Annotated in this window: 9 protein-coding genes; 7 read left to right on the top strand and 2 right to left on the bottom strand. The window is 65.9% G+C overall.

Annotated elements, in window-relative coordinates:
- Positions 1–24: 24 nt before the first annotated feature.
- Positions 25–1,620, bottom strand: coding sequence for a phospholipase D family protein (locus QTI24_RS17960; protein WP_286602237.1), 1,596 nt, complete (start codon positions 1,618–1,620; stop codon positions 25–27).
- A gap of 149 nt (positions 1,621–1,769) precedes the next feature.
- On the opposite strand from QTI24_RS17960, the gene QTI24_RS17955 reads away from it, so the two are divergent.
- The 5 genes from QTI24_RS17955 (at position 1,770) to QTI24_RS17935 (ending at position 8,150) form a co-directional block, all read left to right on the top strand.
- A complete protein-coding gene (locus QTI24_RS17955; RefSeq protein ID WP_286602236.1) occupies positions 1,770–3,902 on the top strand; it encodes a TonB-dependent siderophore receptor in 2,133 nt (710 codons plus the stop codon).
- 21 nt (positions 3,903–3,923) lie between these two features.
- A complete protein-coding gene (locus tag QTI24_RS17950; protein ID WP_286602338.1) occupies positions 3,924–5,111 on the top strand; it encodes a PepSY-associated TM helix domain-containing protein in 1,188 nt (395 codons plus the stop codon).
- The gene (locus QTI24_RS17945; protein ID WP_286602235.1) at positions 5,108–5,308 is read left to right on the top strand and encodes a hypothetical protein; all 201 of its coding nucleotides are present in this window, start codon (positions 5,108–5,110) and stop codon (positions 5,306–5,308) included. Before QTI24_RS17950 ends, QTI24_RS17945 begins: the two co-directional genes overlap by 4 nt.
- A 75-nt stretch (positions 5,309–5,383) precedes the next feature.
- Positions 5,384–7,495, top strand: coding sequence for a TonB-dependent receptor domain-containing protein (locus QTI24_RS17940; protein WP_286602234.1), 2,112 nt, complete (start codon positions 5,384–5,386; stop codon positions 7,493–7,495).
- A gap of 22 nt (positions 7,496–7,517) precedes the next feature.
- Entirely contained in the window at positions 7,518–8,150 is a 633-nt protein-coding gene (locus tag QTI24_RS17935; RefSeq protein ID WP_286602233.1) for a phosphoribosyltransferase, read from the top strand.
- A gap of 16 nt (positions 8,151–8,166) precedes the next feature.
- Here QTI24_RS17935 and metK read toward each other — a convergent pair whose 3' ends face one another.
- On the bottom strand, positions 8,167–9,348 hold the full coding sequence (metK, locus tag QTI24_RS17930; protein WP_286602232.1) for a methionine adenosyltransferase: 1,182 nt from the start codon (positions 9,346–9,348) through the stop codon (positions 8,167–8,169).
- Positions 9,349–9,532: 184 nt separating this feature from the next.
- On the opposite strand from metK, the gene QTI24_RS17925 reads away from it, so the two are divergent.
- Together QTI24_RS17925 and QTI24_RS17920 are read left to right on the top strand one after the other, a co-directional pair.
- Positions 9,533–10,408, top strand: a complete 876-nt coding sequence (locus QTI24_RS17925) for a lysophospholipid acyltransferase family protein (RefSeq protein ID WP_286602231.1) — start codon at positions 9,533–9,535, stop codon at positions 10,406–10,408.
- The gene (locus QTI24_RS17920; protein ID WP_286602230.1) at positions 10,405–11,289 is read left to right on the top strand and encodes an LpxL/LpxP family acyltransferase; all 885 of its coding nucleotides are present in this window, start codon (positions 10,405–10,407) and stop codon (positions 11,287–11,289) included. Before QTI24_RS17925 ends, QTI24_RS17920 begins: the two co-directional genes overlap by 4 nt.
- Positions 11,290–11,295 lie beyond the last annotated feature (6 nt).

The raw sequence follows: 11,295 nt of genomic DNA, 5'->3' as shown, positions 1-11,295 counted from the left end.
GAGCGTGCCCCGGGGACGGGACTTCTAGAGCAGGTCGCTCGGAACGAACCAGGAGAAGAGCAGCAGCTTCAGCCGCACCAGTGCGTTCGCGTCCGGCTCCTCGTTGAGGACGATGTTCTCGCCGTCGGTCGTCACCCATTGGATCTGGTCGGTGCCCGGCTTCAGTCGGACCTCGTACACGCTCTCGACGTTGTCGACCTGGAACGCGTCGAGCAGTCGGTGCGCCACTTCGTAGCCTTCGAAGCGCACGCCCAACTCGGTGTTGATGTAGGCCGATCGCGGATCGAAGTTCAGCGAGCCGACGAGGGCCCATTCGCGGTCGATCAGCGCCAGCTTGGCGTGCAGGCGCCCGCGCGACTGGCGGAACACCTTGCGCAGGTTGAGGCTGCGCTTGATCTGCTCCGAACTCACCTCGTACAGCGTGACGCCCATGCGCAGCATTTCGACGCGAAAACTGTTGTAGTTGATGTTGACGAGCGGCTCGTCCGTGTCAGCCAGCGAATTGGTGGCGACCGTGATCCGGATGCCGCGCGCGCGCAGCCGCGCAATGTGGTCCATGCCCGCGTCGCCCGGAATGAAGTACGGCGTGATGATATTGATGTCGGACTTCGCGAGGTCGAACAGGGCGCGCATGCGCTCGGCCACGGTGGGCGGGCGATGCTCGGGCAGGTCATCGCCCTCTACGCGCAGCGCCTTGGAGGGGGAGTCCGCGACGGCATTGGCGTGCGTCGGGATCAGCTCCAGCTTGCCTTGCGCGATCGCCGCGCTGACGGGCGGATCGCCGAACATGTCCGACTCCGGCGGCGGTTCGAGGGGCGGCGCCTGGGCTTCGGAGGTGAGGGCGTCGAACCTTGTCCTCAGCGCCTCGGGCGTTTCGCTGGATGGGACGATGTCGTGCAGCGGGTAGACGACTTCGCTGTTCCAGTAATTGTCGAAGATGGTCTCGAGCTCGGTCACGACGGGGCCGGCGGCGAGCATGTCCAGATCGATGAAGTTGGCGCCCGCGCTGCGCAGGAAGTACTCGTCCGCCAGGTTGCGCCCGCCCACGATCGCCACGGCCCCGTCGGCGACGAAGAGCTTGTTGTGCATCCGGTGGTTGAGCCGGCTGAATTCGCCTGCAAAGCTGAGCCAGCGGGTCGCGGTGTGGTCCCTGCCGGTGACGAAGGGGTTGAACAGGCGGATTTCCACGTTCGGGTAGGCGGCCAGTCCGAGCAGCATGGGATCGAGCTTGACCGTATAGAAATCGTCGAGAAGCAGCCGCACGCGCACGCCGCGGCGCGCTGCATCGCGCAGCTCACGCAGGATCAGCTTGCCGGTCTGGTCGTTGCCGAGCAGGTAGTACTGCAGGTCGAGCGAGGCCTGGGCGTGGCGGATCAGGGCGATTCGCGCATCGAGCGCGAGGGCGCCCTGGGGCATCACCCGCGCTCCCGAGACGCCGTCGCGGTGTTCGTAGAAGGCGGCGGTCAGCTTGCCCAGTTCCGTTGCCGGCGAGGCCGTGACGGCGGGGCTGTACGGCGTGACGGTGCGCGACGGCAGGCCGGCGCACGCCGAAACCAGGCAGACGAACGCGAGCGCCAGGCAACGAAGCTTTGACGCGGGCGTCGCGGGAAGTCTGGGCATGCAGCTTGGATGGTTGCGGGCAGCGGATCGTAGCCGGCCGGCGAAATGCGCGCGTCGCCATCGGGTGAATGGGCGTCTTCACATTGCGTTCACATTCCATTCATGAATAGAATGCGAATTGTTATCAATTGCAATCAAAGAACAACCCAATGCGGATCAATTTCGGGCGGCGCCAGACCGCCGCCATGCTTGCCGGCTGCCTCGCCATCTATCTCCAGCAACAGACATTGGCGCAGACGGGAAGCACGACGACCCTGCCTGAGGTCCGGGTCGACGCGAACGCCGAAGTCGAGACCGCTAAGTCGCCGGTCGTCGGCTACCGGGCCAGGAACGCCATGTCCGCAACCAAGACGGACACGCCCCTGTCCGAAACGCCGCAGTCGGTGACCATCGTGACCCGCGACCAGATGACGGACCAAGGTGCGACCAACGTCCAGGATGCGTTGACCTACGCCGCCGGCGTGCGCTCGGATGCCTACGGCGTCGATTCGCGCACTGACAGCGTGCTGATACGCGGCAGCAACCCCGACGAATACCTCGACGGGCTGCGCAAGAACTTCGACTGGTACACCAGCAACGCACGCACCGAAACCTACACGCTCGAGCGCATCGAGGTCCTGCGCGGCCCCTCGGCCATGCTGTACGGGCAGGGGAGCACGGCGGGCATCATCAACATGGTGAGCAAGCGGCCGCTGGCCGACACACAGCGCGAAGTCGAAGTGCAGTTCGGAAGCTGGAACCGCACCCAGCTCCAGACCGACCTCACCGGACCGTTGACGGAGGATGGTCAATGGCTCTATCGCCTGATTGCCGTGGGTCGCAATGCGGACACTCAAGTGGACTACATCCGCGACGATCGCCAGCTCATCGCCCCCTCCCTCACGTGGCGGCCGAACGCAGCCACCACTCTGACGCTGCAGGCGCTCTACCAGAAGGACAAGACGGGGTCGACATCGCAGTTCTTCCCCTGGGAGGGCATGGTGCTTCCCAATCCGAGCGGCACCCTGCCCACCCGCCGATTCATCGGCGAGCCGGGCTACGACCGCTACGACACCGAGCGCTCGACGGCGGGATGGCTTTTCGAGCACCGGTTCAACGATCAATGGGCCGTGAACCAGAACCTGCGCTACACCCACAACAACGTCGACTACACCGGGTTCTACGGTGACTCGTTCACCGTGCCGGGCGGCTGGGCCGGCGATCCGGTCAACAAGCGGTTGTTCGGGCGCTTCTGGGATTCGAGCATCACCAAGGTGAACATGTTGCAGGCCGATCAGTACGTTCAAGGCCGCTTCCAGACCGGCGCCGTCGACCACCAGGTGCTCACCGGCCTGGACTTTGCCCGCTACTCCATGAACAAGCGGTCGGGCTTCGACTATCCGATCTACCTCGGCGGCACCCAGCCGCTCATCGACGCCTACGCACCGGTGTACGGCCAGCCGTTCCCGACCTACGAACTGGTCGACAGTCCCAAGTCGACGCAGCGCCAGTACGGCGTCTACGTGCAGGACCAGATGAAGTTCGCGAAGAACTGGATCGTCCTGGCCGGATTGCGCCACGACGAAGTCACCAATGGCCTGGTCGGCAGCGACGACGAGAAGAGCGATGCCACCACCAAGCGCTTCTCCCTCATGTACGCGGCCGACAACGGAATCTCGCCGTACATGAGCTACGGCGAGTCGTTCACGCCGGTCGCCGGCCTGAACGCGAACAACGAACGCTTCACGCCGCAACGCGGCAAACAGTGGGAAGTAGGCGTCAAGTATTTGCCGACCGACCGCCCCATCCAGGCGACCGCCACGGTCTACGACCTGCGCGAGGACAACCGCCTGATCCTGAATCCCGACGGCGGCATCGACTACGTGCAAGCCGGTAGCACCAAGACCACGGGCGTCGAGCTCGAAGTCAAGGCCACGCTGGACAAGGACTGGGACGTGCTCGGCTTCTACAATTACACCAACGTCGACCCGCAGTTGACCCAGGTGCCCCGCAATCAGGCGGCGGTGTGGGCCAAGTACCGCTTCATTCTCAATGGTATGCCTGGCTTCTCGGCCGGAGCCGGTGTGCGCTGGATGGGCAAGTTCCAGGACGGCGTTGCTCCCGAGACGCCGGCCGTGACCTTGCTCGATCTCATGATCGCCTACGAAACGGCCAAGTGGCGCCTCGCGCTGAATATCAACAACCTGACGGACAAGTCCTACAACTCTGTCTGCCTTTCGCGCGGCGACTGCTGGTGGGGTGCCCGCCGCAATGCGGTGGCCAGCGCGACTTACCGCTTCTGACGCTCCTGCAAAATTCCCATGATGAACAGCCGCCGAATCAAGACCTGGGCTTGGGTCCACAAGTGGAGCAGCCTGGTCTGCACCGCGTTCATGCTGCTCCTGTGCATCACGGGGCTGCCGCTGATCTTCCACCACGAGATCGGGCATCTGCTCGGCACGGAGGTGGAAGCCCCAAAGATGCCCGCCGACGCGCCGCGCGCGAACCTGGACCGTGTGCTCGAGACGGCGAAGGCGTTGCATCCGGACCGCGTGGTGCAGTTCGTTTCGCAGCCGGAGGATGACGACGCCATCTGGTTCGTCACGCTCACGCCCACGCCGGCGCCGGACGATTTCAAGCAGGTCGCGGTCGATGCGCGCACCGGCGCGGTGCTGGCGCAGCCGAAGACCGACGAAGGCTTCATGTACGTGATGTTCAAGCTGCACGTCGACCTGTTCGCGGGGCTTCCCGGCATGCTGTTCCTCGGCTTCATGGGCTTTTTGCTGCTGGTGGCGATCGTCTCCGGCGTGGTTCTGTATTCGCCCTTCATGCGCAAGCTGGATTTCGGCACGGTGAGGCGCGAACGCCGGCCGCGCCTCAAGTGGCTGGACCTGCACAACCTGCTCGGCATCGTGACCTTGGCGTGGGCCTTCACGGTGGGCGCGACCGGAATGATCAACACCTGGGCCGACCTCATCGTCAAGTACTGGCAGCACGACCAACTCAGCGTGCTGCTGAAGCCCTATCAGGGACAGCCGACGGTGCCGGTGGCTGAGCGTGGCTCCGTACAGCAGTCGATGGACGTGGCTCTGAAGAGCGCACCGGGCATGAAGCTGTCCTTCATCGCCTTTCCGGGTACATCGTTCTCCAGCCCGCACCACAACACCTTCTTCCTGCGCGGGAACGAGCCCTTCACCTCGCGGCTATTGCAGCCGGTTCTCGTCGATGCCCAAACCGGCACGATCACCGCCAGCCCGAGGCTGCCGTGGTATCTGACGGCGCTGCTGGTGTCGCAGCCCCTGCATTTCGGCGACTACGGCGGCATGCCCATGCAGATCCTGTGGGCGCTGCTCGACATCGCCACCATCATCGTGCTGGGCAGCGGGCTCTATCTGTGGCTCAAGCGCGGCCACACGGTGCCGGCCTCGGCAAAGGTGGGCGAGGATGCGCACGGCTCGCCTGCGCCCCTGGCGCAGCCGGCTTCAACGGCGACCGCGAAGGTGGGCACATGAAGCACCCGCATCACGGTCATTTCTGGCGTCTGTGGGGCTGGCCGATCGTGCTGGGCCTGCTCACCTGCATAGGGCTCGTCTCTGCGCTGTTCAGCGATGGCGGGCTGGGCGATGCACTGGCGTGGGTCACGCTCGGCATCCCGGTCGCAGTGGGTATCTGGTTCGGCTGGTGCCGCCGCCATCCGCGGCATCCGTAGGTCGGTCTCGGACCAGGGCGCCATAGGGTCTTGCCCTCCGCGCGGCGGGCGGCGGCCCAACGCAGAATCGCCGCCATGAAATCTCCTGTCGCCGTCGCCTGCCTGCTGGTCGCCACCTCTTCCTCCATCCATGCGCAGGATGTGGGCAGCGTGCCGAGTCTTGGCGAAGTCACCGTCACCACGCCGCGAGGGGCCGAGCCGCTGTTCGACGTGGCCGGCTCGGTCAGCCGGGTCGAAGGCGCGGAGATCCGGGACATGCGCCTGGGGTCCCAGCTCTCCGAGGGGCTGAACATCGTCCCCGGCCTGCAGGTCCAGAACCGGCAGAACCTCGCGCAGGACCTTCAGATCTCCATCCGCGGCTTCGGTGCGCGCTCCACCTTCGGCGTGCGCGGCATTCGCCTCTATGTCGACGGCATCCCCGCCACGCTGCCCGACGGCCAGGGACAAACGTCCAACATCGACATCGGCTCGCTCGATCGCGTCGAAGTGCTGCGCGGCCCCTTCTCGGCGCTCTATGGCAACTCCTCCGGCGGCGTGATCCAGTCCTTCACTGAGACCGGCGAAGGTCCGCCCAAGCTGGGCTTCTCGCTGGCCGCCGGCAGCTATGGCACGACGCGCATCGGCAGCCAGGTGAGCGGATCCTCCGGCGCGGTCGATTACCTGCTGAGCGGCAGCCACTTCGAGACCGACGGCTATCGCGACCACAGCGAGGCCGAGCGCAACATCGTCAACGGCAAGATGGGCTTCAACCTGGACGATGGCAGCCGGCTCTCCCTGATCCTCAACAGCGTGCACCTGAACGCCCAGGACCCCCTGGGCCTCACGGCCGAGCAGTACGCGCTGGACCCGCGCAGCGCAGCGGTCGCCACCCAGTTCAACACGCGCAAGAGCGTGGATCAGACGCAGGCTGGCCTGCTGTACGAGCGTCCCATCGATGCCAACAACGCGCTGCGCCTGATGGTCTATGGCGGCCAGCGCAAGACCACGCAGTACCAGGCCATTCCGCCGTCGGCGCAACTGAACCCGCTGAGCGCGGGCGGGGTAATCGGCCTGTCGCGTGACTACGGCGGCGTCGACCTGCGCTGGATCTCGCAGATGACGCTGGCCGGCCGACCCTTCGAGCTGGTCGCCGGCCTGGTCTACGACGATCTTCGCGAGCAGCGGACCGGCTACGAGAACTTCATCGGCCCGGCGGCCAATCCGATCCTGGGCGTGCAAGGCCGCCTGCGCCGCAACGAGACCAACACGGTCGACAACCTCGACCCCTATGTGCAAGCCACCTGGCGTCTGGCGGATCAATGGACGCTGGAAGCCGGCGTGCGCCGCAGCAAGGTCAACTTCGACTCGACGGATCACTACATCGTGGGCGCGAACCGCAACGACAGCGGCAGCGCGGAGTACACCGAGACCCTGCCGGTGGCCTCGCTGCGTTACCAGGCGACGCGCGACCTGGCTTTCTATACCTCGGTGGGCCGGGGCTTCGAGACGCCGACGCTCAACGAGCTTTCGTATCGCCCCGATGGCCAGGGCGGGCTCAACTTCGCGCTGCAGCCCGCGACCAACGACAGCGCGGAGGTGGGTGCCAAGGCGCGCCTGGCGGGTGGCCTGCTCACGGCGGCGGTATTCCAGACCCGCACCGATGATGAGATCGTGACGGCCACCAACGTGGGCGGCCGCGCCACCTTCCAGAACGCCGGGCGCACGAAGCGAGAAGGCTTCGAGCTGGCCTGGCAGCACGAGACGGAGAACCACTGGCGCACCCAGTTGGCCTACACCTGGCTGGACGCGCGCTACAGCGATCCCTTCTGCGCCGTGCCGTGTACCGCCAGCACCTTCGTTCCGGCGGGCAACCGCATTCCGGGGATTGCGCCGCAGTCCCTCTTCGCCTCCTACGGCTGGGTTCCGCCGGACGGCTGGCGAGGGGGCACGGAGCTACGGGCGCTCGGGAGCATCGAGGCCAACGATCGGAACACGATCAGCGTGCCGGGCTACGGGGTGGTGGCGCTGTTTGCGGGCTACGTCAAGAAGTGGCAGCGCTGGGAGTTCAACGCCTTTGCGCGCATCGACAACCTGTTCGACAAGCGCTACGTCGGCTCGGTGATCGTCAATGAGGGCAATGCCCGCTACTTCGAGCCGGCGCCGGGGCGCAACTGGACGGTCGGCATGGGAGGCGCGTATCGTTTCTGAATTCCGGCTGCAAGGAGTGCAAATGGAATTCAAGGATCGACGCGATGCGGGTCGCCGACTCGCGAATGCGCTCGGCGCCTGGCGCGGGCGCCCCGATGTCCTGGTGCTGGGGTTGCCGCGCGGCGGCGTGCCCGTGGCCTGGGAAGTGGCGCAGTCTCTGGGGGCCCCGCTCGACGTGCTGGTCGTGCGCAAGCTCGGCTTTCCGGGCCAGGAAGAATTCGCGATGGGCGCGATCGCATCGGGTGGCGTGCGCGTGATGGGCGACATGGACGGCGGCTGGCCGGTGTCGGAGCGGGCCGTAGAGGCCGTGGTGGCGCGCGAGCAGGCGGAATTGGTGCGTCGCGAGCGCCTCTATCGCGGCGAGCGCGCGCCGCTCGCGCTGGCCGGAAAGGTGTTGCTGCTGATCGACGACGGTCTTGCAACCGGAGCCACCATGTGCGCGGCCGTGAAGGCCGCCCGGATGGGCCAGCCCGAGCGCATCGTGGTGGCGGTGCCTGTGGCGTCGCGCGAGGCTGTGCAGAGCGTGGGCGCGGTCGCGGACGAAGTCGTCTGCGTTTCCACGCCCGAGCACTTTCGCGCCGTCGGGCTGTGGTACGAGGACTTCGGTCAGACCGGCGACGAGGAAGTCTGCGAGTTGCTGCGCAGACCTTCCTGATTCAGCGGTCGGAGTCTCAGAGACCGGCCGCAGCGCGCAGGGCTGCGGCGTTGGCGGTGCTTTCCCAGGTGAACTCGGGCTCTTCGCGGCCGAAATGGCCGTAGGCTGCGGTCTTGCCGTAGATCGGGCGCAGCAGGTCGAGCATCTGGATGATGCCCTTGGGGCGCAGGTCGAAATGTTCCTGAACCAGCGCGGCGATCTTCTCGTCGGAGATGACGCCCGTGCCTTCGGTGTACACCGTGACGTTCATCGGCTTGGCCACGCCGATCGCGTAGGCGACCTGGATCTGGCACTGGCGCGCGAGGCCGGCGGCAACGATGTTCTTGGCCACGTAGCGAGCGGCGTACGCGGCCGAGCGGTCGACCTTGCTCGGGTCCTTGCCCGAGAAGGCACCACCGCCGTGCGGGCAGGCGCCGCCGTAGGTGTCGACGATGATCTTGCGGCCGGTCAGACCACAGTCGCCCTGCGGGCCGCCGATGACGAAGCGGCCAGTCGGATTGATCAGGTAGCGCGTTTCCTTGAGCCACTCCTTGGGCAGCACCGGCTTGATGATCTCTTCGATGATGGCTTCGTTGAACGAGGCCTTCATCTTGGTTGGCGTCTCGCTCTGATCGGGGTGGTGCTGCGTGGAGAGCACGACGGTGTCGATGCTGTGTGGCTTGCCGTCGACGTAGCGCATCGTCACCTGGCTCTTGGCGTCGGGACGCAGGAAGGGCAGGCGGCCGTCCTTGCGCAGTTGGGCCTGGCGCTCGACGAGGCGGTGCGCGTAGTAGATCGGCGCGGGCATCAGTTCGGGCGTCTCGTCGCATGCGTACCCGAACATCAAGCCCTGGTCGCCGGCCCCGGTATTCAGGTGGTCGTCGCTCGCGTGGTCCACGCCCTGGGCGATGTCGTTGGACTGCTTGTCATAGCAGACCATGACGGCGCAGCCCTTGTAGTCGATGCCGTAATCGGTGTTGTCGTAGCCGATGCGCTTGATGGTGTCGCGCGCGACCTGGATGTAGTCGACGTGTGCGTTGGTGGTGATCTCGCCGGCCAGCACGACCAGACCGGTGTTGGTCAGCGTTTCGGCGGCGACGCGGGAGCGCGGGTCCTGGGCAAAGATCGCGTCGAGGATCGCGTCGGAGATCTGGTCCGCCACCTTGTCGGGATGGCCTTCGGAAACGGATTCGGAAGTAAAGAGGAAGTCGTTCGCCATTTGATGAAACTCCATGAAGGTCCGATTGGCGCGTTGCCAACTCGGATGGAGCTTTGGCGAACGCTTTAGCAGTGATGTTTAACGTCGCCCTGCAAGTAGTTCCATAACTCAGCGACAATTTGCATTCTATTCGAGCCGCGCTGTACGCTGCGCGCGCGTCCTGATTTCACCCCTCCCTGTTTTGATGCTTTCTCTCTTCCGTTGGCTTGCCCGATTGCCGCTGCCCCTGATGCACGCGGTCGGCGGATGCCTTGGCTGGCTGGTTTGGTGGATGGCGCCGGACTACCGCCGGCGCTTTCGGGAAAACGCCGAAGCTGCCGGATTCACGCCGGCGCAATACCGGCCCGCGATCACCGCCGCCGGCGCCATGGTGGGCGAGCTCCCCTGGGTCTGGGCACGTCCGAAGGGCGAAAGCCTGCTGCCGAAGATCGTCCGCTGGGACGGCGTCGAGGCGTTCGAGGCCGCGCTGGCCGCGCGCAAGGGCGTGATCCTCGTTTCGCCGCATCTCGGCAGTTGGGAAACCTTGGGTCAGGCTGTCGGCGAGCGTTTCTTCGAGGCCTACGGCCCGATCACCGCGCTGTTCAGGCCAGCCCGCAAGAAATTCATGGCGGACCTGATCGCAGGCTCCCGGGACCGCCCCGGCCTGCAGACCTTGCCCACCACCTTGGCTGGCGTGCGCGGTCTGATCCGTACGCTTCGCAACGGCGGCTACACCGGCCTGTTGCCGGATCAGGTGCCACCGCTGGGGCAGGGGGTCTGGGCGCCGTTCTTCGGTCGTCCGGCCTACACGATGACGCTGTTGCCCCGCCTCGCGCAACAGACCGGTGCCCGGGTGTTCCTCGGCGTCTGCGAGCGACTGCCGCGTGGGGCCGGCTACGCGATCCGGTTCGAGCCCTTCGACGGCACCGCGATGAGCGACCCCAAGGCCACGCCCGAGGCCGCCGCGACGGCCATGAACGAAGGGATTGCCAGGCTGATTCGCCGTTTGCCGGGCCAGTACGTCTGGGACTACGCGCGCTACAAGCAGCCGCGCGCCGAAGCGGCCGAGGTGGCTTCGTGAGCCTCACTTCGAGACTCGGCATCGCCTTCATGCGAACGCTGGCGCACGTGCCGTTGCCGCTGGTGCGAAGATTCGGCGCGCTGCTCGGACCGGTGCTGCACGTGGCTGCCGTTCCTCGTCGGCGGGTGGTGGATGCGAACCTGGCCGTGTGTTTTCCGGACAAGTCGCCCGCCGAACGCCGCCGCATGGCGCGCGAGACCTTCGTCTATGTGGCCCAGTCATGGCTCGACCGCAGCTGGCTCTGGCATGCGCCGGAAGAGGTCGTCGCGCGGCGGCTCAAGGTGCATGGCGCGGTCAAGGAAATCGACGAGATTGCGCACGGTCACGAACCGACGATCCTCTTCGCGCCACATTTCTACGGCTTGGATGCGGCAGCCACGGCGCTGACGATGCACACGGCCCGGCCTTCGACCACCATCTACACCACCCAGCGGGATCCGATGGTGGACGAGTGGATCCGCGAAGGCCGCAAGCGCTTCGGCAACGTGATCACCCTGAACCGTGTCGATGGCATCAAGCCGATCATTGCGGGGCTGCGCAAGGGCGGGTTGCTGTACCTGCTGCCCGACATGGATTTCGGGCGCGATCAAACCGTGTTCGTGCCCTTCTACGGCGTACAGGCAGCCACCGTGCCGTCGCTGTCGCGCTTCGCGCGGCTGGGCCGGGCCAAGGTGGTGCCGATCGTCTCGAAGCTCACCAAGGATGGCTACGAGATCGAAGTGCTCGAGGCCTGGAAGAACTTCCCTACCGAGGACGTGATGGCCGACACCGCCCTGATGAACCGGCGCCTGGAGGGCTACATCGACACCATGCCCTCGCAGTACTACTGGGTGCATCGCCGCTTCAAGACGCGCCCCGAGGGCGACCCTTCGATCTACTAGGGCCCC

Source organism: Variovorax sp. J22P240 (assembly GCF_030316855.1).
Lineage (GTDB): Bacteria > Pseudomonadota > Gammaproteobacteria > Burkholderiales > Burkholderiaceae_C > Variovorax.
This window is presented reverse-complemented; position numbering and strand designations above follow the sequence as displayed.

What these genes read in the sequence shown, in the direction of transcription:
- QTI24_RS17960 (WP_286602237.1), bottom strand. Translation starts at nt 1,620, where the DNA reads ATGCCCAGACTTCCCGCGACGCCCGCGTCAAAGCTTCGTTGCCTGGCG.
- QTI24_RS17955 (WP_286602236.1), top strand. Translation starts at nt 1,770, where the DNA reads ATGCGGATCAATTTCGGGCGGCGCCAGACCGCCGCCATGCTTGCCGGC.
- QTI24_RS17950 (WP_286602338.1), top strand. Translation starts at nt 3,924, where the DNA reads ATGAACAGCCGCCGAATCAAGACCTGGGCTTGGGTCCACAAGTGGAGC.
- QTI24_RS17945 (WP_286602235.1), top strand. Translation starts at nt 5,108, where the DNA reads ATGAAGCACCCGCATCACGGTCATTTCTGGCGTCTGTGGGGCTGGCCG.
- QTI24_RS17940 (WP_286602234.1), top strand. Translation starts at nt 5,384, where the DNA reads ATGAAATCTCCTGTCGCCGTCGCCTGCCTGCTGGTCGCCACCTCTTCC.
- QTI24_RS17935 (WP_286602233.1), top strand. Translation starts at nt 7,518, where the DNA reads ATGGAATTCAAGGATCGACGCGATGCGGGTCGCCGACTCGCGAATGCG.
- metK (WP_286602232.1), bottom strand. Translation starts at nt 9,348, where the DNA reads ATGGCGAACGACTTCCTCTTTACTTCCGAATCCGTTTCCGAAGGCCAT.
- QTI24_RS17925 (WP_286602231.1), top strand. Translation starts at nt 9,533, where the DNA reads ATGCTTTCTCTCTTCCGTTGGCTTGCCCGATTGCCGCTGCCCCTGATG.